Annotated in this window: 19 protein-coding genes and 2 pseudogenes; 9 read left to right on the forward strand and 12 right to left on the reverse strand. The window is 73.0% G+C overall.

Going from position 1 to position 19898, the window contains the following annotated elements:
* Window positions 1-79: 79 nt before the first annotated feature.
* The 5 genes from SM793_RS19265 to SM793_RS19285 all read right to left on the reverse strand — a co-directional run bounded on the left by SM793_RS19265 (window position 80) and on the right by SM793_RS19285 (window position 3673).
* Window positions 80-526 (reverse strand): hypothetical protein, encoded by a 447-nt coding sequence (locus tag SM793_RS19265; RefSeq protein ID WP_320439449.1) that lies wholly within the window; start codon window positions 524-526, stop codon window positions 80-82.
* Window positions 527-853 carry a hypothetical protein gene (locus SM793_RS19270; RefSeq protein ID WP_320439450.1) on the reverse strand — a complete coding sequence of 109 codons (327 nt, stop codon included), beginning with the start codon at window positions 851-853 and terminating at the stop codon, window positions 527-529.
* 63 nt (window positions 854-916) lie between these two features.
* The gene (locus SM793_RS19275) at window positions 917-1384 is read right to left on the reverse strand and encodes a hypothetical protein (protein WP_320439451.1); all 468 of its coding nucleotides are present in this window, start codon (window positions 1382-1384) and stop codon (window positions 917-919) included.
* Between the two features lie 112 nt (window positions 1385-1496).
* Complete coding sequence (locus tag SM793_RS19280) at window positions 1497-2435, reverse strand: hypothetical protein (RefSeq protein ID WP_320439452.1); 939 nt, start codon at window positions 2433-2435, stop codon at window positions 1497-1499.
* Between the two features lie 242 nt (window positions 2436-2677).
* On the reverse strand, window positions 2678-3673 hold the full coding sequence (locus tag SM793_RS19285; protein WP_320439453.1) for a zinc-dependent alcohol dehydrogenase family protein: 996 nt from the start codon (window positions 3671-3673) through the stop codon (window positions 2678-2680).
* Between the two features lie 147 nt (window positions 3674-3820).
* On the opposite strand from SM793_RS19285, the gene SM793_RS19290 reads away from it, so the two are divergent.
* The 6 genes from SM793_RS19290 to SM793_RS19315 all read left to right on the forward strand — a co-directional run bounded on the left by SM793_RS19290 (window position 3821) and on the right by SM793_RS19315 (window position 8751).
* A complete protein-coding gene (locus SM793_RS19290; RefSeq protein WP_320439454.1) occupies window positions 3821-4174 on the forward strand; it encodes a helix-turn-helix transcriptional regulator in 354 nt (117 codons plus the stop codon).
* Between the two features lie 163 nt (window positions 4175-4337).
* Window positions 4338-5090, forward strand: a complete 753-nt coding sequence (locus SM793_RS19295) for a tyrosine-protein phosphatase (RefSeq protein ID WP_320439455.1) — start codon at window positions 4338-4340, stop codon at window positions 5088-5090.
* Between the two features lie 350 nt (window positions 5091-5440).
* A complete protein-coding gene (locus SM793_RS19300; protein WP_320439456.1) occupies window positions 5441-5848 on the forward strand; it encodes a hypothetical protein in 408 nt (135 codons plus the stop codon).
* 170 nt (window positions 5849-6018) lie between these two features.
* Entirely contained in the window at window positions 6019-6843 is an 825-nt protein-coding gene (locus tag SM793_RS19305; protein ID WP_320439457.1) for an ATP-binding cassette domain-containing protein, read from the forward strand.
* Window position 6844: 1 nt separating this feature from the next.
* A complete protein-coding gene (locus SM793_RS19310; RefSeq protein ID WP_320439458.1) occupies window positions 6845-8149 on the forward strand; it encodes a hypothetical protein in 1305 nt (434 codons plus the stop codon).
* A 23-nt stretch (window positions 8150-8172) separates the two neighbouring features.
* Window positions 8173-8751 (forward strand): hypothetical protein, encoded by a 579-nt coding sequence (locus tag SM793_RS19315; RefSeq protein ID WP_320439459.1) that lies wholly within the window; start codon window positions 8173-8175, stop codon window positions 8749-8751.
* A 263-nt stretch (window positions 8752-9014) separates the two neighbouring features.
* Here SM793_RS19315 and SM793_RS19320 read toward each other — a convergent pair.
* Window positions 9015-9815 (reverse strand): annotated as a pseudogene (locus tag SM793_RS19320) (pentapeptide repeat-containing protein); the annotation flags it as partial.
* 161 nt (window positions 9816-9976) lie between these two features.
* On the opposite strand from SM793_RS19320, the gene SM793_RS19325 reads away from it, so the two are divergent.
* A complete protein-coding gene (locus tag SM793_RS19325) occupies window positions 9977-11620 on the forward strand; it encodes a DUF2079 domain-containing protein (protein ID WP_320439460.1) in 1644 nt (547 codons plus the stop codon).
* Window positions 11621-11647: 27 nt separating this feature from the next.
* Here the strand turns inward: SM793_RS19325 and SM793_RS19330 are convergent, their stop codons facing one another.
* Together SM793_RS19330 and SM793_RS19335 are read right to left on the reverse strand one after the other, a co-directional pair.
* Window positions 11648-12445, reverse strand: coding sequence for an SGNH/GDSL hydrolase family protein (locus SM793_RS19330; RefSeq protein WP_320439461.1), 798 nt, complete (start codon window positions 12443-12445; stop codon window positions 11648-11650).
* 416 nt (window positions 12446-12861) lie between these two features.
* Window positions 12862-13212: pseudogene (locus tag SM793_RS19335) on the reverse strand (winged helix-turn-helix transcriptional regulator); the annotation flags it as partial.
* Between the two features lie 97 nt (window positions 13213-13309).
* Here SM793_RS19335 and SM793_RS19340 point away from each other — a divergent pair.
* Window positions 13310-14524 (forward strand): pyridoxal phosphate-dependent aminotransferase, encoded by a 1215-nt coding sequence (locus SM793_RS19340; RefSeq protein ID WP_320439462.1) that lies wholly within the window; start codon window positions 13310-13312, stop codon window positions 14522-14524.
* 235 nt (window positions 14525-14759) lie between these two features.
* A complete protein-coding gene (locus tag SM793_RS19350) occupies window positions 14760-15092 on the forward strand; it encodes a YnfA family protein (RefSeq protein ID WP_320439463.1) in 333 nt (110 codons plus the stop codon).
* A gap of 55 nt (window positions 15093-15147) precedes the next feature.
* Here the strand turns inward: SM793_RS19350 and SM793_RS19355 are convergent, their stop codons facing one another.
* The 4 genes from SM793_RS19355 to SM793_RS19370 all read right to left on the reverse strand — a co-directional run bounded on the left by SM793_RS19355 (window position 15148) and on the right by SM793_RS19370 (window position 19825).
* Window positions 15148-16812, reverse strand: coding sequence for a metallophosphoesterase family protein (locus SM793_RS19355; protein WP_320439464.1), 1665 nt, complete (start codon window positions 16810-16812; stop codon window positions 15148-15150).
* 218 nt (window positions 16813-17030) lie between these two features.
* Window positions 17031-18800, reverse strand: coding sequence for a choice-of-anchor A family protein (locus SM793_RS19360; protein ID WP_320439465.1), 1770 nt, complete (start codon window positions 18798-18800; stop codon window positions 17031-17033).
* A 187-nt stretch (window positions 18801-18987) separates the two neighbouring features.
* Window positions 18988-19239: a hypothetical protein gene (locus SM793_RS19365; protein ID WP_320439466.1), complete on the reverse strand. Its 252-nt coding sequence runs from the start codon at window positions 19237-19239 to the stop codon at window positions 18988-18990.
* Between the two features lie 130 nt (window positions 19240-19369).
* On the reverse strand, window positions 19370-19825 hold the full coding sequence (locus SM793_RS19370; RefSeq protein ID WP_320439467.1) for a (2Fe-2S) ferredoxin domain-containing protein: 456 nt from the start codon (window positions 19823-19825) through the stop codon (window positions 19370-19372).
* Window positions 19826-19898: the final 73 nt, after the last annotated feature.

Below are 19898 nucleotides of genomic sequence, written 5' to 3' on the forward strand. Positions count from 1 at the left end.
TGCGCGGGGGCGCCGCCCGGGAAGGGGACGGCCCCCCGACAGGTCGGTCCGGTGGATCGGTCTCCACCGGTACTTCAATCTAGAAGTTGAACGGCTTGAAGAAGAAGTTCAGGACCGCCGGAATGACGGTGGCTATCGTGCACCCACCGAACACCGGTGCCGGGTCCTTCGGTTCCCCCTTGATGATCCTGGGTGAGTGCCACCAGCTCTGCCGGCTGAAGATGGAGGGAGCCCGGCGGGTCTCCTTCCACCGTGCCCAGCCACCGAGCGCGGCGTTCCGCCCCGCGGCCGTGGCGCCGAACCCGGCCGCCGAGAACACGCCGTCCGCGGCATTGGCACGCCAGGTCCTGCGCCAACCGCCTCCCTCGGACGCCCGCTGCTGCGCGCGGACGCCGTAGGCCGCCGCCTGCAGGCCGGCACATGCGGCCCAGCCCACGGCGGGAATCAGGCAACCACCGGTGGCGAGACCACTGGCGACCGCGCCCCGGTTGTCCTTGACCCACTTGCCGACGGCCTTCCACGGCACCTACTTCGCCAGGCGCGTAATGTTCTTGACGAAGGGCATCCGGCCGTCCAGGTCGAGCTGGTTGACCGGGTCGGCGAAGCCGTAATCGTAGGCGTTGGCGCTGCCGCGCGCGCCCGCCCGCCCGCCTTCAGAAGGATCTACTCCGCGAACGTCGCGGGCACGGCGCCGACGGCGCTCAACGGCAGCCGTATCCGGAACAAGTTCCCGTCCCTTGCCGCCCGCCGCGGCGGGCGGCAAGGGCACCAGGGTGGGCCAGGTCGGCCGGAGCGTGGCCGGCGCATGAAAGGTCCAGCCGCCGCCGCTTCGCGTGTCGGCCAGTGCCAGCACCCGTCGATCACCTCGTCACCATGACCGGACTCCGGCTCGGCCCCAGTGGTGGAGACCCGGGGCCTACTCCTTGCCCCGGCCGGCCCGGTACCCGGAAAGGAACTCGCCCATAGCGCCCACGACCCGTGCGACTCGTCGATTGCTTTCGCCGTACCCGGCGAGCATCAGCAGCTCGATCTCCTTTCCGCTGGTCAGAGTCAGGACCGGAAAGCTGGAGGCGGCCAAGGTCCCGCCGGAAAATCCCTTACCTATCTCCGCCACATCTCCCCATCCCGCCTTCCTCGTCGCGAAGACTCCATGATAGGCGACACCTTCAGAAGACAGGACAGTGCGGCAGAACGGTATACGCAGAGTCAGCCAAATCCCCGGAATCCCGGCCAGGAGAACCGAAAATGGATCAGCAGCGATGGAAAGCTCCACAATCACCCCCACCGCTATGACCAACGCCATGACACCGATGAGAAAATGCACACACAACCACGGGTTGCGAAAGGTCCACACCGCCCCCTTCCGGCCCTTCAAAATCACCACGCCTCTCCCATCCGCCTTGAATATGGAAACGGCTTCGGGGAACCGAATTCACGTGTTCCCCGCAGCCACTGGAATCAGCGGTTCATGCACCCGTCACAGCAAGGGCCCGGTCCTACCAGTTGAGGTCCTTCCGCCCGTGACCAAGGGCATGGACTACGCCCGGCATCGCCTGGCCCATAGTGCCCATCCAAGGCGTGACACTGCTGAGACTCCATGCCGACATCGGATTTGGCACGCGCTCACCGGCCCTGATGACCTCCGTCCTGGCCCTGAGGAAGCTCGGGGCGTCTCCGCGTTCCCTCCACCGCGAAAGCCTCCCCCCGTGCGCGGTGTCGATGACGAGCACCACCGAGCCGAAGAGGTTGGCGAGTTGGAGCTTGACTGCCCCCTTGTCGGTGGCGGTGGCGGCGAAGTCGCCGTCGGTGCCGGGGACGTTGCGGATCCAGGCACCGGTCGTGTCCTCGGCAGTCCAGCGCGGGCTGTCGCTGCCGCCGCCGTAGTGGTTGAGCTTGGTGGCGGTGGTGGCCCAGCTACCGTCGGTCCGCTTCGTGGCGGTGGTGCTGCCGTTGAGGCGGCCGACGGGGTCGAGGGTCCAGGTCTGCCGGGTGGTGGCGGTCTCCTGTGAGGCGACCAGGTCGTTGACGCGGTAGCCGAGGACCCTGCCGGACGGCGTTCCGACCGTGCGACCGAAGACGTCGTAGCGGTAGCCCGCATCGGTGATCCGGTCCGCGCTGTCGTACGCGGACGCGGTCGTGGTGGCGCCGGCGGTGGCGCAGCTACCGTCGCCGGCCTGGCCGGAGGTGGACTTGGCGGTGCGGTTGCAGTGGACGTCGTAGGTACAGGTGCGGGTGGTGCAGCCGGTGGCGGCGGTGGCCTGTTCGGCCTTGGTCAGGCGGCCGAGGCGGTCGTAGCCGTAGGCCTTCAGACCGTTGGTGCTGCTGTCCTTGGTCACCCGCCCCTGGGTGGAGAGTTCCTCGTTCTGCGCCCAGACGACCTTGCCGTCGGAGGCGCGGACGGACGTGCGGGCGACGGCCTTGCCGGGGAGTGCCATGACAGTTCAGGCGCTGTGGCCCACTCCGGAACCTCTCACTCGCCACAGCCGCTCCAGAAGCGGTCCCGAGTGTCGATCCGGTAACGATGCATCGCGCACGACCCACCATCTGACGCCTTGTCACATCACTTGCGGCCGTGCGGCATTCAGAGCACTTGTCACACCCCCGCCCGGTTCCTCCCGGCGCTCGGTTCGCCCGAATGCCGTGTGACATGGCAGGCGGACGCGCCCCCGAAGGAGCGTCAATGATCGACCGTCACCACGATCTTGCCGATCTGGGTGCCGGCCTCCAGGTAGCGGTGGGCGTCGGTGATCTCGGCGAGGGGGAAGACCCGGTCGACGGTGGGGTGGAAGGCGCCGGTGCGCAGGCCGGAGGTGACGAAGGCCTCGGCGCGGCGCAGGCCCTCGGGGTCGGTGGTGATCTCGTGCAGGGAGTAGCTGCGCATGGACTTGCCCTTCATCACCGGCATCGGCGGGAAGGGGGTGTCCTCGCCGCTGAGGGCGCCGTAGAGGACGATGGTGCCGCCCGGCGCGAGGGCGCGGGCGAGGTCGACGACGGCGGGTCCGGCGACGGCGTCGAAGGCGAGGTCCGCGCCCCGGCCGCCGGTGAGTTCGAGCACGCGTCCGGTGAGGTCCTCCTCCTCGGTCACGACCACCACGGCGGCGCCGGCCGCCAGCAGGGCCTCGCGCTTGACCGGGGTGCGGGTGGTGGCGATGGGGACGGCGCCGACGCGGTTGGCGATCCGGATCGCTGCCAGTCCGACGCTGCTGGAGGCGGCGGTGATGACCACGGTGTTACCGGCGCGCAGGCCGCCGGCTTCCACCATGCCGCCGTACGCGGTGACATAGGGCATCCAGACCGCCGCGCCGCCGACCGCGTCGAGTCCTTCGGGGCGGTGCACCACCGCGTTCGCCGGGACGACGGCGCGCTCCGCGTAGACGGCGTAGTCGTTCATCGAGAAGGCCGGGACGACGCTGACCGTGTCGCCGACGGCGAACCCCGTGACGGCCGGGCCGATCGCCTCGACGACTCCCGCGGCCTCGCTGCCGAGGCGGCCGGGGAACTCCCTGACGTCCTCGATGTACTGGCCGGTGCGGTACAGCACCTCGGCCCGGTTGAGGCCGATCGCGTCGACGCGGACCAGCAGTTCCCCCGAGCCCGGCTCGGCGATCGGCGCCTCCTCCAGCCGCAGCACCTCGGGTCCGCCCAGTTCGTGGAACAGCACGGTCCTGACCATGGTTCAACTTCCTTCCGCCGCAGGTGATCAACGCGCTTCCGCGCCGCCCAGCCAAGCTCAAAGTACGGCAGGTGTCAAACTTTGATTTCTGTCGTACTTCGACCGTTGCCGTACGATGGCCGGCCACAGGACAGGAGGCCGACACCGATGGCACGAACCGCACCGCGCACCGGCTCCACCCCCGCCCGGGACCGCGTCCCCCCGCACCCCGACCTGCGGACGATCACGCTCCAGCAGGTGCTGGACGCCCTCGTCGACCCGGTGCGGCGGCAGATCGTCCGCGCGCTGCACGCGGCCGGCGAGGACCTGCCGTGCGGGGTGATCGAGCTGCCGGTCAGCAAGTCGACCGCCACCCACCACTTCCACGTCCTGCGCGAAGCCGGGCTGATCCGCCAGCGCTACGTGGGCACTTCGCGGATGAACGCGCTGCGGGGCGAGGAGTTCGCGGAGCGCTTCCCGGGCCTGCTGGAGGCGCTGGTCGCCGAGCCCGAGCGGCGTTGAGCCCTGGCGGCGTTGAGTGCGGGCGGCGTTGAGTGCGGGCGGCGTTGAGTGCGGGCGGCGTTGAGTGCGGGCGGCGTTGAGTGCGGGCGGTGTCGAGTGCGGGCAGCGCCCGGTCCGGGGCCCTCGCCGACCTCGCCTCCGACCGGCCCGATAAGGTGCGAACATGACCCGCCACATCGCCTTCGACGGACCGCACAACTTCCGCGACCTGGGCGGATACCCGACCGCCGACGGGCGGACGGTCCGGTGGGGGCGGCTCTACCGCTCGGCCTCGCTCGCGGGGCTCGGCTCGGCCGCCGACCTCGAACGGTTCCGGGCCCTGGACATCGGCACCGTCATCGACCTGCGCTACCCCTGGGAGATCGCCCGCAAGGGCCGGGTGCCGGAGTTGGACGGCGTCGCGTACCACAACCTCTCGATCGAGCACCGGCCGTACGACCAGGCCGAGATCGACCCGGACCTCGACCCGTGGCGATACCTGGCGGATCGTTTCGCCGAGGTGGCCGAGGACGGCGCCGCGGAGATCCGCACCGTGCTGGAAGTGATCGCCGACGCCGACCGGCCGGTCGTGTTCCACTGCGCCTCGGGCAAGGACCGCACCGGCCTGATCGCCGCACTGGTGCTGAGCCTGCTCGGCGTCGGCGAGGACGACGTGGCCGCCGACTTCGCGCTCACCGAACTCGCCACCGCGCGGCTGGTCGCCGACTGGCACGCCGCCCACCCGGGGCGCACGCTGCGCTGGCCCGGCTTCGGGCGGGCGCCGGAGGACGTGATCCGGCTCGTGCTCGCGGACCTGACCGCCACCCACGGCTCGGTCCACGCCTATGCCACCGGCACGGTCGGCGCGGACGAGGCGCTGATCGGCCGGCTGCGCGCACGGCTGCTTCCGGACCGGCCCGAGGGCGCCCGCCGGTAACTCGGAACCAGCCAGGGCAGCGCCGGGGCGACAATCACATGAAAAAGGAATCGGTCGAGCAGTAGAAGAAAAGCGAACACTGCGGATCGATTTTCGTCACAAAGGCGTTCGGTCAGGGAAATTTCGGCGACTCTCGATCATCCGCTTGCCAGATTTCTATCCTCCGGCCCGACCTGCCCGAATGGCCGAAAAAAATAGTGCTGGCCACCTGTTCGTGCACGCTAAGGTCATTTCCGCGAGGGCTCGTCCGACCGGGTGACCGCGACCGTTCCGGTCGAACCTCCGCTCGTTTCCTTCTGCCTGCATGGCGCCGCCCGCCCGGCGGCGCCACCGGAATGATCGGACGGACCATGGACGCAGAGAACCACTCCGGCCGCGTACTCCGCGGCCTGCTGGTGACCGCCGCGCTGCTCGGCTTCGCCGGCGCCACCCCCGCTCTCGCCGAGGGCTCCTGGGCGTCCTACATCAGCAGCTGGGGCCCCGGCTCGGAGTCCCGCCGGTGGGCGGACAGCGACCGCGACGACGTCGCCACCTCCGTCGCCTTCCAGGGCTGCCAGACCGGGAACAACGACTTCAAGGACGCCGACCTCCAGCTCTACAAGGACGTCTTCGGGCCCGACAAGGCCTATGGGCACCGCTCCAACCACTGCGACACCTCCACCTGGGGCGACCAGAGCGCCGGCGACTACTACTTCATGCTGGAAGGCGTGCGCAGCGGCTCCAGGCTCTGGGTGGACACCGTGACCACCCGGTACTGAGCACCGTCGCCCGGGCGCCCGCTCGTCCCGCCTCCTCGACCCGCCCGCACCGGCCCCACCTCTCTCACCCCGCCCTCACTGACTCACCGCCTCGACGTGCGGTGCCGGCGGCATCCCCCGCCCGCCGGCGCCCCGCGCCCCTTTCCCGAGCGAAATGCGTCGACCCTGCCATGGCCCTTGAATTCCAACGCATCGAATTCCAGTACGGCCGGAAGGCCTCTCTCTTCAACGGCCTCGATCTGCGGATCGACAATCCGGCCACCGTCCTGCTCGGCCCCAACGGCGCGGGCAAGTCCACCCTCATGGCCCTCGCCGCCTCCCAGTTGAGCCCACGCCGGGGATCCGTCAGCTGGCACGGGGTCGATCCGGCGGCCGGCGCGGGCGAGCGGGCCGCCTACCGGCGCGCGGTGGCCTGGCTGCCGCAGCAGATCACCCCGGTGCCGGGCCTCAGCGTCCGCGAACAGGTCGCGTACTGCGGCTGGTTGAAGGGCATGTCCAGGGCCGCCGCCTGGCGGGCCTCGGCGGTCGCGCTCGCCCGGGTCGGCCTCGGCGAGCTGGCCGACCGGTCCGGGCAGCGGCTGTCCGGCGGCCAGTTGCGCCGGATGGGCATCGCCGGCTGCCTCGCCCACCACAGCGAACTGATCCTGATGGACGAGCCGACCGCCGGCCTCGATCCCACCCAGCGGGCGGTGTTCCGCGCCCTGGTGGAGGAGTTGACGAGCGAGGTGAGTGTGATCGTCTCCACCCATCAGACCGAGGACCTCGTCGGGACCTACCGGCAGGTGGTGGTACTGGACCGGGGGCAGGTCAGGTTCCAGGGCGCCACCGAGGAGTTCCACGCGCTGGCGGCCGAGGGCGCGACGGGGTCCGGGTCCGGGGCCGGGGCCGACTCCGGCCGTCCGACGGCAGCCGTCCCGGGTCCCGGAACCGGAACCGTCGCGGGTGCGCCGAGCGCCGAGGCCGCGTACGCGCGCCTGATCGAGCGGGAGACCTGACATGCTGCTGCGCACCGTCCTGAGGGTCTCGGCGGGCACCCGGGTGCTGCCGTTCCTGCTCGGCTTCGTCCTGGTGGCGCTCGGCGACGAGCTGACCGCCTGGGTCACCCCGGCCTACGGGCTCGCCGCCGCCGGGCACGCCAGCCTCGCGCTGCCGTTCGCCTGCGCGGCCTGCGCCGCCGCCGGCGCCTGGGAGGGCGGCCGGCTGCACCGGGGCGGTGTGTTCAGCCGCTCGCCGGTGCGCTCCGCACTGGCCATCACCACCCCGGTGCTGCTGCCGGTCGCGCTGATGGGCGGGCTCGGCATGCTCGCCGCGCTCACCACCGCGGCGCTGGCCGGCGGCACGGCGGACGGCGTGCCCCAGCCGGGCGTCCTCGCCGTCTGGGCCGGCCTGCTGCTCGCCAACACCCTGGTCGGCTCGGTCGTCGGCCGGGTGCTCGCGCCGGTGGTCGCCGTCCCGCTCGCGCTGATCAGCAGCTTCGTCCTGAACGCCTACCCGGTCGCCTTCGACACCTACTGGCCGCGGCACCTGGTCGGCGGCGGGCTGTCGGACTGCTGCGCGGTGGACCAGGTGCTGGACGGGCGTGCGGCGGCGGCCTCGCTGGCCTTCTCCGGGGCGGTCTGCGCGGCTGCCGTCCTGCTCGTCCGGCGGCGCGGCAGTCCGCTCGCCCTCGCCGCCGCGCTCGCGGTCACGGCGGGCGGGGTCGCGCTGGGCGGCTGGACCGCCCGCGACCTCGGCCCCGAACCGGTGCGCCCCCGGTCCTCCGCCGCGCTGCGCTGCGACTCCGGACAGCCGCGCGTCTGCCTCTGGCCCGAGCTCGGGGCCGCCCGCTCGGCCCTGGTCCGCGCGGAGGTCCGGCGGGCGGCCGGAGCCCTGGCCGGACGCGGCGTCCCCGTCCCGGCGGTGTTCACCATGGCCGCCCGACCCGGTCCGGGCGAGGCCGGACTCGGGGTCCCCACCGACGCGCGGGTGCCGGACGTCACCGCCGCCGTGGTCGGCGGACTGCTCCCCCGCACCCCGGAGTGCGCCCGCCGCGGCGCCCCCTACCCCGCCGCGGCCGTCACCGGCACGGCCACCGCCTGGCTCACCGCCACCGCCGCCTCCACCGCCACTACCGGAAGCCCCGGGGGCGCCGCCGACGGCCGCTTCACCCCGGCCGACAGCGCCCGCGCGGCCCAACTGCTCGAGCTGCCCGACGCCGCCCAGCTCGCCTGGTACCGGGACACCCTGGACGCCCTCGCCGACTGTGGCACCCTGCCCCCTCCGGTCCCGCACACCGGCGAGGCGATCGGGGGTGAGCGGTGATCTGGTGGTGCAAGGCGCGCGCGGTGCCGCTGCTCGTGGCCGTCCTCGCCGGGACCGTCGCCGCCGGTCTGCTCCTCGGCGACGGCGAACTGCCGGTACCGGCCCTGCACGGGCAGGCCGGGCACTTCCTGCTCGCGCACGTGATCACGCTGCTCCCGGCGGTGTTCCTGCTGTACGGGCTGGGCCGGGGCGACCTGCGGACCGAGACCGTCGCCGGGCGGTTCCTGCGCGGACTGGACGTCGGCCTCGCACTCGCCCTGGCCGCCGCCGGAGCCACCTGCGGCAGCCTCGCGTACGCCGCCGGGCAGGGGGCGCTCGCGCTGGTCGTCGCCCGCAACATCGCCGGCTACCTCGGCCTCGCGCTGCTGTTCCACCCGCTGGTCGGCCACCGCCCGGCCGCCGCCGCCCTCGCCGTCGTCCCCCTGGTCTGCTCGGCGGCGGGCTGGCACCCGGACGGCAGCCCCCGGCCCTGGGCCTGGCCGCTCCACCCGGCCGACTCCCCGTACGCGCTCGCCGCCGTCGCGCTGCTGCTCCTCGCCGGGACCGGGTGCGCGCTGTTCCGCCGACATCCCACGACCGGTCCGCGCCTGCTCACCGGCTGACCCGGAGCGCCGGTCCGCGCCTGCTCACCGGCTGACCCTGCACCCGGAGCGGGGCCTCACCACCCCCGGCCCGCTCAGCCGCGACGCGGCCTGCCCTGACGTCCGCCACCGCCCTGCGGCCGTCCGCCGGAGCGACCGCCGGTGCCGGTGCCAGTGCCGGAACGACCGCCGGTGCCGGAGCCGGAACGGGTGCCGGAGCCGGTACCCCCCTGCGGCCTGCGGGGCGCGCGCCCGGCCGGGGCCGGGGCGTCGGCCGTCTCCGGCCAGTGCGCGGGCCGCTTCAGAGCGGCCGGAAGGCGGGTGGTGACATCGCCACGGGCCGCGTTGAGCTGGGCCTGGGTGAGGAAGAGCACCTCGGTCAGGTCGGCGCCGGCCAGGTTCGCGTCCCTCAGGTCAGCCCCGACGAGGTCGGCGAGCCGCAGGTCCGCCCCGGACAGGTCGGCCGCGACCAGCATCGCGCCCCGGAGGTTGGCGCCGCGCAGGTCCGCTCCCGCCAGGCGGGCGCCGAAGAGGTCCGCCCCCCGGTGCTCGCGCCGGCGCGGGACGGCGGCCCGGACCAGCTCGCTGGCCCGGAGCAGCAGCTCGGCCACCGTCTGCCGGTGCGCGGGGACGTCGACCGCCAGAATCTCCTCGGGCGTGCCGCCGGCCAGCCGCTCCGTCTCCTCCAGGGCCCGGCGCAGCTCCCCGTGGACGGGGCGGGCCGGGGCGAAGGTGAGCGCCTCGGTGAGGTACTGGAGCAGCTCGTGCAGCTGCCGCACCACCGGGAACACCTCGTACATCGTCCGGGCGGTCTCCGGTGCCTCCCGCCAGCTGCGCCCGCCGAAGATCACCTGGGAGACCTGCTGGCCGGCCCCGAAGCAGTCGTACACCGTGCAGCCGGGGAAGCCGGTCTCGCGCAGCCGCTCGTGGATCCCGCAGGAGAAGTCGGTCCGGAGGTTGCGGCAGGGGGTTCCGGCTGCCTTGTCGGCGGCGAAGTCCGTGCCGGCGGCGAACGGCAGCGCCACACAGCACAGCCCGAAACAGCTACCGCAGTCGGAGACGAGATTGAGGCTCGGGACGCTCACGGTGCTGTTGTTCCTCCAGGACGACGGGTGGTGCGCTGCAAAGCGTACCGACCGCTTCGAACGGCCGTCGGTTAGTGTGGTCGGCCGTACCCCGGCGCCACAGCACCGGCACCGCAGCACCGCACCGCAGCACAGCACAGCACCAACGGAGGACCCAAGGCATGTCCCGGCACGACGTGACGCCGTACCCGGACACCGAAGGCGCCGAGGACGCCACAACCACAACCGCCGACCCCGGCCCCGGCCCCGGCGCCGAACCGGCCCTGCGGATCCCGCCGCGTGCCCGCACCTTGGGCCTCACCCTGCTCTGCTTCGCGGTCTGCCTCGCGATCGGCCTCCAGCAGTGGACCACCGCCCAGCTCGGCGGCTTCGACCTCGGGATCTTCGACCAGGGCGTGCGCGGCTACGCGCACCTCGGTCTGCCGGTGTCGACGCTGAAGAGCTTCCACCACGAGTTCCCGCCCGGCTTCTCGCTCCTCGGTGACCACTTCTCCCCCGTGATCGCCCTGATGGCGCCGCTCTACTGGCTCTGGGACGACCCGCGCTCGCTGCTCCTCGGCCAGGCGCTCTGCTTCGCGGCCGGGGTGCCGCTGATCCGCCGGATCGCCGGGCGCTGCTTCGCCGACGCCGACCCGCGCACCGCCCGCCGCGCCGCCGACCTGGCCGCGCTCGCGTACGGGCTGGGGTGGCCGCTGCTGGTGGCCTCGCGCGGCGGATTCCACGAGGTGGCGTTCGCGGTGCCGCTCACGCTGCTGATGCTCGAGCGCGGGATGGCCCGGCAGTACTGGGCCTCGGCGCTGGCCGGCCTGCTGCTGTGCTGCACCAAGGAGGACATGGGCCTGGCCGTGGGCGCCTACGGCCTGGTGCTGCTGCTGCGGGCCCGGCGGGACCGGGATCCCGCCCGGCGCCGTCCGGCCGTGCGCTGGGGGGTGGGGCTGCTGCTCGGCGGTCCGCTGGCCTCGGCGGTCGCGATCGCGAAGCTGGTGCCCGCGATGGGCGGCGTGCCCGGTTACTACTGGAACTACCAGGCGCTCGGCGAGGACGGCGGCTCGGCGGTCGCCAACGTCCTGGCGGACCCGACCCGGCTGCTCACGGCCTCCTTCGACGCCCCGTTGAAGCCGCTGCTGCTGCTCTGGATCTTCGGCACCCTGTTCGCCCTCCCGCTGCGCTCGGCGACCGTGCTCCTGGCCGTCCCGCTGCTGGCCGAGCGGGTGCTGTCCAGCAATCCGAACCACTGGTCGATCGCCCGGCACTACGACGCGTTCCTGTGGCCGATCCTGCTGGTCGCCGCGCTGGAGGTGCTGGGCCGCTGCCACGGCCGGGCGTTCACCCGGCGGCTCGGTGTGGCGGCGGCGGCCCTGACCGTCGCGGTCGCGGTGCCGCTGGGGATGGCGAACCTGTTCGTTCCGGCCTACTGGCAGCCGAAGCCGAGCGAGGCGGCGCTGCTGCGCGGCGCGGCGCTGGTCCCGGACGGCGCGTCGGTGGAGGCCGACAACCAGGCGGCGCCCCGGCTGACCGCGCGGGCGGACGTGGTGCTGGTGGACGAGAAGCCGCGCGGGCGCGAGTACGTGCTGATCCGGGCGGACAAGCGGTCCTTCCCGTTCCGGACCGACCGGGAGCAGGCGGCGCGGATCGAGCTGCTGCTCGCGCACGGGTACCGGACGGTCTGGTCGGAGGACGGCGTGTACCTGCTGCACCGGGAGAGCACCGAGCCCGTCCCGGGCGAGCAGGTGCCCGGCCCGGACGCCGTCCCGTACCAGGACGCGGTGCCGTCGGACGTCGGACACCACCTGTTCCGCGGCTGACCCGGCCCGCGCCCGGAACCGCCGGCCTCAGCCCTCGTACGGCGCCAGCTCGGCGCGCTTCGGCGCCCGGCCGTCGCCGGAGGAGCGGCCGGTGAGCCGGCGGCCGATCCAGGGGCCGAGGTGGGTGCGGACCCAGCGGGCGTCGGCGGCCAGTTTCTCGGCACGGGTCGGCGGGGCGGTGGCCGGGAGCGGGGCGCGCCAGTCGAAGGCGGCGGGCCGGCCGAGCGACTCCAGCACGGCTTCGGCGACCCGGCGGTGGCCCTCGGGCGAGAGGTGGAGCCGGTCCTCGGCCCAGAGCCGGCGGTCGTCGAAGCAGGGCGCGGAGTACAGGTCGACCACCGCGATGCCCGGGTCCTGGGCGAGCTCGTGGACGAAGTCCCTCATCCGCAGGATCGCGGGGAGCAGCCGGGCCGAGCCGGCCATCCGGCGGGTGGGGTCGGTGCTGCTGAACATGACCACGGTGGCGCCGGTGGCGCGCAGCCGGGTGGCGGCGGAGCCGAGGAGTTCCTCGACCCGGGCGATGTCGCAGCGCGGGCGCAGCACGTCGTTGAGCCCGCCGGCCAGGGTGACCAGCTCGGGGCCCAGATCGGCGGCCCGTTCGACCTGCTCGTCGTGGATCTGGCCGATGAGCTTGCCCCGGACGGCGAGGTTGGCGTACCGGAAGCCGTCGGCCGGGTGTTCGGCCGCGAGCCGGGCGGCGAGGCGGTCGGCCCAGCCCCGGTAGTGGCCGTCGGGCCGCAGGTCGTCGCACATGCCCTCGGTGAAGGAGTCCCCGACGGCGACGTAACTGCGATAGGCGGTGGGCGTGTTCTGCGTGTTCTCCATGGCCCGACGATCGTACGCGCGCCGTCCCCGACCCACCCGCATACCCCGCGCACCCAGCGCACCCCGGACACTCCCCGCGCGGATCGGTGACGACTCAACGCCTGCGCCAAGCGGATGCCGATCGCCCGTTGATCGGCGGCGGGCAGAGTGGGGAAGGTCGGGAGGGACGGCCGGGGGGGAACCGCGGGCCGTGCGCTCCGCGGCGTCCGGCCTCGGGGGTGCCGGACGCCGCGGCCACTCCCCACCGCCGGTCGCGGGCGCGGCGCCTTCCATCACGGGCGCCCCCGCGACCGGCCACCCCGCCGTGACCGAACCACAGCCGGACCTCAGCCGGCCACCACCGCGCCCGCCCGGTCCACCGCGCCCACCGCATCCGCCGCGCCCGAAGGACCCGCCGTCACCGCCCCGCCGGTGGTCCAGTGCGTCCGCACCGCGTCGGTCGGCCGCTGCTCCCCCAGTGCGTCGAGTCCCCAGTCGCCGAGCGCCTCGACGACCGGCCGCAGCGCGGCGCCGCGCCCGGTCAGCTCGTAGACGGTGGCGTTGGCCGGCCGTTCCAGGCGGCGGCGCTCGACGACGCCCTCGCTCTCCAGCTGCTTGAGCCGCGCGGCGAGGATGTCGGTGGAGACCCCGGGCAGGTCGGCGTGCAGGTCGGTGTAGCGGCGCGGGCCGGCCAGGAGTTCACGGACGATCAGGAGGCTCCAGCGCTCCCCCACCGCGTCCAGGGCGCGGGCGACGGCGCAGTACTGGTCGTAGCTTCGGCGTGGCATGTGGATCAGCATAGCCAATAGGTTGGACTTTCCAAGTGTCTACTTGGTAGAACAAAGCAACCAGGGTCGGTGTGGGGTGACGGTCGGGAGGCCGCAGATGGAGTTTCGGCAGTCCAGCAAGCTGAATGACGTGTGCTACGAGATCCGCGGCCCAGTGGTCGACCAGGCCAACGCACTGGAGGAGGCGGGGCACAGCGTGCTCCGGCTGAACACCGGCAACCCGGCCACGTTCGGCTTCGAGGCGCCGGAGGAGATCCTCCAGGACATCATCCGCAACCTCCCGCGCGCCCACGGCTACAGCGACTCGCGGGGCATCCTGCCGGCCCGGCGCGCGGTCGTGCAGTACTACCAGCAGCGCGGCGTCGACGGGGTGACCGTCAATGACGTCTACCTCGGCAACGGCGCCTCGGAGCTGATCCAGATGGCCGTCACCGCGCTGGTGGACGACGGCGACGAGGTACTCGTCCCGATGCCGGACTACCCGCTGTGGACGGCGGTGGTCCGACTGGCCGGCGGCAAGGCGGTGCACTACACCTGCGACGAGCAGGCCGACTGGTTCCCCGACCTCGACGACATCGCCGCGAAGATCACCGCCCGTACCAAGGCGATCGTGGTCATCAACCCCAACAACCCCACCGGCGCCGTCTATCCGAAGGAACTGCTGGAGGGGATCCTCGACCTCGCCCGCCGGCACCAGCTGATGGTGCTGGCCGACGAGATCTACGACAAGATCCTCTACGACGACGTCGAGCACCACTGCCTGGCCGCGCTCGCCGACGACGTCCTCACCCTCACCTTCAACGGACTGTCCAAGTCCTACCGGGTGGCCGGCTTCCGCAGCGGCTGGCTGGTCGTCTCCGGCCCAAGGCAGCACGCGAGCGACTACCTGGAGGGCCTCACCATGCTCTCCGGCATGCGGCTGTGCCCGAACGTGCCCGCCCAGTACGCGGTCCAGGCCGCACTGGGCGGCCACCAGTCCATCAACGACCTGGTCCTGCCGGGCGGCCGCCTCACCGAACAGCGCGACGTCGCCTACCGGGCGCTGAACGAGATCCCGGGCGTCAGCTGCGTCAAGCCCAAGGGCGCGCTCTACGCCTTCGCCAGGCTGGACCCCGCCGTCCACCGGATCGTCGACGACGAGCGCTTCGTCCTGGACCTGCTGCTCCGCGAGAAGATCCACGTCGTCCAGGGCACCGGCTTCAACTGGCCCCGCCCCGACCACTTCCGCTTCGTCACCCTCCCCCGGGCCGACGACCTGGAGACCGCCATCAACCGCATCGGCCGCTTCCTCGCCACCTACCGCCAGGTCTGAACCCGGCCCCCCGGCAGCCCCCGCCCCCACGCGGGGGCTGCCGCACGGTGGACCTGCTGCTCTGCTCGGTCGCGGGTGCACCACAACCACCCGGTGCTGCACGTGGACAACGACTTCGCCACCGTCGCTCGCGTCATCGCCGAACTCAGGGAGCGCGACGTCCGGGCGTCCCGACACATATGTCGGCGCCGGGCCCGAAAGAGGCTCCCCGGGCCGGCCCCTACGCTGGGCCGCTATGACCGTTCTGCGTTCCGTCGCCCTGTTCGTGCTCGCCGCGCTCGCCGAGATCGGCGGCTGCTGGCTGGTCTGGCAGAGCGTGCGCGAGGCGCGGCCGTGGTGGCTCGCCGGGGTGGGGGTGGTCGTGCTCGGCGGGTACGGCTTCGTGGCGGCGCTCCAGCCGGATGCCGCCTTCGGCCGGGTGCTCGCCGCGTACGGCGGGGTGTTCGTGGCCGGCTCGCTGCTGTGGGGCGTGGTCGTGGACGGCTTCCGGCCGACCCGCTACGACGTGCTGGGCGCCCTGGTCTGCCTGGCGGGGGTCGCCGTGATCATGTACGGACCCCGGCGCTGAACGGCAGCGCCGGGGTCCGCGGATGCGTCAGTGAGCGAAAGCGGGGGGACGGGGCCTACCGGCCCCAGCCGCCGCCCTCGCCGTCGTCGTCGCGGTCGCTGTCCCAGCCCGCGCCGACCTCGCGCAGGACGGTGTAGTGGTCGACCCGGGTGCCGTCCTCCGCCAGGGCGGTGACCGTCATCTCCGACTTCTGGCCCAGGTGGGCGGGCTTGACGTCCACCTTGATGAACGAGTAGCCGGTGTAGCGCACCCGCGACCACTCCACCGTCTCGGTGACCTTGCCGCCGCCCTTGGCGAAGTAGTAGGTGTCCACCGAGTCGAGGCGCTTCTCGTGGCCCTCGTAGCTGTCCGGGGCGTCGAAGCGGTACAGGCTGCGGCCGGCCGCGCCCGCCGTCACGTAGACCACGCCGTCCGTGGCCGGCTCGACGGTGGCGCCGCTCGGCACGGCCTTGGCGACCTTGTTGCCGAGGATCGCGTCGGTGCGCTCGTAGACGTGGTTGTGACCGTTGATCACCAGGTCCACCCGGTACTTCTCGAACAGCGGCACCCAGACCTCGCGGACACCGCCCTCGGAGGCGTGCTGGTGGGTGGTCGAGAAGGCGCAGTGGTGGAAGAAGACCACGACGAAGTCGACGGTCTCGTCGTTGCGGAGGTCCTTGAGGGTGCGCTCCAGCCAGCGGGTCTGCTTGCCCGCCGAGACGCCCAGGTTGGCCGGGATCTCGTAGGAGATGTCGTTGGCGTCCAGCGAGATGACGCCGACGTTCTTGTAGCGGAAGGAGTAGACGCCCGGGACGCTGCGCCGGTCCGGGCCGTTGTCCGGCAGGTAGAAGCGGGCGTTCTCGCCGCCGTAGCCGTTCGGCGAGTACCAGGCCTCCATGTCGTGGTTGCCGTAGGAGACCATCCACGGCACCTTCGAGGCGACCGTCTCGGTCTGCACCAGGAAGGCGTCCCAGGTCGTGGCGTCGAACACCGACTTGTCGGAGTCCTGGCCGGAGCCCGCCGGGTCGGCGTAGCAGATGTCGCCGGCGTGCAGGTGGAAGGCCGGGTTCTGGGCCAGGACGATGTGGTCGTTGCCCTTGGCGTGGGCGCTGACGCCCTGGTCGCCGAAGGCGGTGAAGGTGAACGGCTCGTACACCTTGCCCCAGCGGTGGTCGCGCGAGGGCGCGGTGCGGAAGGTGCCGAGGGTGGAGATCGCCTGCGCCGAGGCCGGGTCGAAGCCCTGGTGGCCGACACCGTAGTAGTAGGTGGTGTCGGGGCGCAGGTCCTCCAGCGCCACGTGCAGGTAGTACTGGTCCACGGCCTTGCCGGTGGGGGTGAGCGCCGGGGTGTGCAGGGTGCGCACCTCCGCCTCGATCTTGTGGCTGAGGTCCCACGGGTTCCTGCCGTAGCGCAGGAACGGCCGCTTCACCGGGGCCGGCACCTGCCAGGAGACCCGGAACTGGGTGTCCGGCTCGGGACCGAAGGCGAGGTGACGCCCGATCGGGGCGACCAGCGAGCCGTCGATGCCCGCGGTGGCGCCCCCGGCCAGCAGCTGCGGCGCCGCGGGGGCGGCCGAGGCGGTGCCGCCGAGGGCGCCGCCCACGGCCAGCGCGCCCACCGAGACGGCACCGGCACGCAGCATCCGGCGGCGGGAGAAGCGGGCCCGCAGGTACTCGTGCTGCTCGGCCATGCTCATACGTTCGGCGAGCTTCGCCGGCACGCCCATGTTCGGAGTTTCCATGGAGAGGGACTCTCCCAGTCACGTGTTGACCGGACGCGGACGGGCGGTGAACGCACCCGGGCGTACCGGTCAGTCGAACGCCAATGTTCGACCATGGCTCGGCAAAACCGTATGCGGACGAATCGCTCCGTGACGAGCCGGCCGGGACCGTCCTGAGCGGGGGCGCCGCTCCGGACGGTCCCGGCCACCGGTTCACCCGGTCGAGGGAACGGCCGTCATCAGCAGTCGTCGTCCTGCTTGTTGGTGAGGGCGACGGTCACGCAGTCGTCGGCGTTCACCCGGTAGGGCCCGCTGACCGGGTCCGGCGGGAGCTGGTAGCCGTCGGGCGCGGCGGTCTCCCGCAGGTAGTACTGACCGGTCGACAGGTGGGTGAAGTCGCAGCCGCCGCCGGCCGCGGTGGTGCAGCCGCCCGCCCGGGCGTCCGGGTTGATGCCCAGGGTCTGCAGGCCGGGGATGCCGTTGGCCTCCCGCCACAGCTCGAACGCCGCGCCGTCGAGCGGCTTGCCCGACTGGGCGTCCTTCTTGGTCAGGTGGATCGAGCCGGTGGCCGGGGGCGTCGGCGACGGGCAGTCCTTGGCGGTCACCTGGACCCCGGCCGCGGCGTTGGCCGGGGTCAGCACCAGCGGACCGAACACCGGCTCGGCCGGCAGGTCGTAGCCGGCCGGGGCCGCGGTCTCCCGCCAGTAGTAGGTACCCACCTCCACCGTCCGACGGCACAGGCCGTCCGCACCCGTGGTGCAGGCCGCACCCACCTGGGTGTCCGGATTGGCGCCGGAGGTCTGCAGACCGGGGATGCCGTTGGTCTCCTCCCACAGGTCGAACACACCGCCCGCGAGCGCCGCACCCGATACCGAATCGGTCTTCAGCACCCGCACCTCGCCCGTCACCGGAGTGGAGCCGCAGGTGGGCAGGTCCCCGTTGAAGGGGTACGAGTGGAACTCCTGGCCGCCGCCGCCGACGGGCAGGCTGGTGTGGGTGAGGGAGCCGGTGGTGAAGAAGCGTCCGTTGACGCCGGCCAGGGTGACCGTGGTCTGCGAGGCCGGTTCGCCGATCAGGAAGCTGCCCTGGAACTGGCCGGTGCCGGCCAGGGTGACCGAGGTGGCGTCGGGGAAGTTCCACAGCAGGTGGTCGCGGTAGCCGTTCAGCGGGTCGTCGGAGTCGTTGATGCCGCCGCTGTAGGTGTTCAGGACGCGGGTGGCGCCGGTGACGTTGACCAGGATGGTGGCCCCGGCCGGGATGTTGGCGAAGACGACGCCCTGCTGGCCGCCGGTCGGCCCGGCGAGGTCGAAGTCGGCGTTGAAGACCTGGAGCGCCGAGCTGCCGTCACCGGTGAACAGGGTCTGGCCGCCCTGGTTGACGGCGGTGCCGGTCGGGGTGCGGGGCGTGCCGTCGACCCGGGCGTAGCAGTCGGAGGCGGCCGAGAGCTGGGCGCGCAGACCGGTGTAGGGCTGGACGGCGTTGGCGTCGGTGACGGAGGTGCCGGTCACCGTGCCGCTGACGGGTCCGGCGTGCCGGACGACGCCGCCCTCGGCCACCAGGCTCTGGCCGCTCGCGACGGTGACCCCGGCGCCGGTGGTGAGGAAGTCGGCGCCGTCCGGCGGCGGGACCCGGGAGCCGACGCCGGCGATGCCGACGTTGTAGATCGAGCTGACCCCGGCCTCCTTCGCCTGGTCGAAGGCGTTGAGGACGACGACGCGGCCCTCGGCCTCGGCGGCGCGGCCTCGGACCAGGAAGTCACCGCCGACGAAGATGTTGACGCCGTTGTCGCGGCCGGTGAACGGCAGGTTGTTGATCGAGGTGGGGTAGGTGGCGGGGCAGCTGCCGGGCACGCAGGGCCCGAGTCCGCCGGGCAGCGGGGCGGCCGCGGCGCTGATCGCGCCCGGGCCGAGCGCGAGGATCGGGACGAGGGCCGTGACGAGGGTGCACGGTACCGCGAGGGCACCGGCCCTTCGGCGGACGCGGACGAGGAGTCGGTTCAGGGAAGCCATGCTCGTAGCGTCCGGCAGTCTGTACGAACGCGGTCACCGCTGGGGCGCCCCCCTACGCTGATGCGGTGAGCGGGCGCACCCGCGCGGACCAACCGTCACCGTCCGGAGCCGGAGCAGGGGAAGGGGCGGAGGCAGGAGCAGGACCCGGGGGCAGGGCCACCCGGTGGTCCGGGGACACCCCGCGGCGTCAGGACGCGTCGTCCCAGGGGGAAGCCGCCCGGTTCCCGGTGCCGTCACAGGTGCGGCAGATCTCGTCGCGGTAGGCGTGCTTGGCGCCGCCCGCGTCGACCCGGTAGCGGACGTAGACCCCGGTGCCGTCACAGAGGAAGCAGTTGCCGCCGCCACCGCCGACCTCGGTGGTGCCGGTGCCCTGGCAGGTCCGGCAGCTGAGGCCGGCGGTGCGGCCGGTGCCCGCACAGATGCGGCAGACCGTGGTCATCGTCGTCCTCCTGTCGGCGCGCGGAGCCTAGGACGTGTCCCTCGGACCACGCCGGGCGGGCGTGGCCCGGGAGACACGCCCTGGGTCATGCTAGGCCAGCCGCCGCACGCGCGGGTCCGGGTCGGCGGGGTCAGCCCGGCAGTCCCTCCCCGACGCGGCGGGAGACCGAGATCTGCTGGAGGTCGAGCAGCCCCGGAGGTTCGGCGACACCGGGGCCGCCGGAGTGCACCCAGGTGGCGATCTCCTCGATCATGTCGTCCGCCAGCACCCAGCCCAGCCAGACCGGCCGGCCGCCGGCCGCGCGGCCCTCGCTGGAGGGGCCGACCACCACGACGTTGGAGTGCGCGCAGGTGTCCAGGCACTTCACGGCGCGGACCCGGCCCGCGTCGCCGACCGCCGCGCGCAGCCGCTCGTACTGGCCGGCGTGGTCGACGCCCGGGTGCTTCTCCTGGGTGCCGCAGCAGCAGCCCCGGCAGACGGTGACGGTCACCGGGGCCGCCGGGCCGCGTCCGCCCTGCTTACCGACCCCGCCCTGCCTGCCGGCCCCGCCCTGCTTACCGACCCGGTCGCGCTCGCGACGGCTCATGGTTCCTCGGCCTCCTCGTTCCCCAGGGCCCGCCGCCGCGCCCGTGCGCGCGGCAGCCGCAGGCCGCTGCGGC

This window comes from Kitasatospora purpeofusca (assembly GCF_034043715.1).
GTDB lineage: Bacteria > Actinomycetota > Actinomycetes > Streptomycetales > Streptomycetaceae > Kitasatospora > Kitasatospora purpeofusca_A.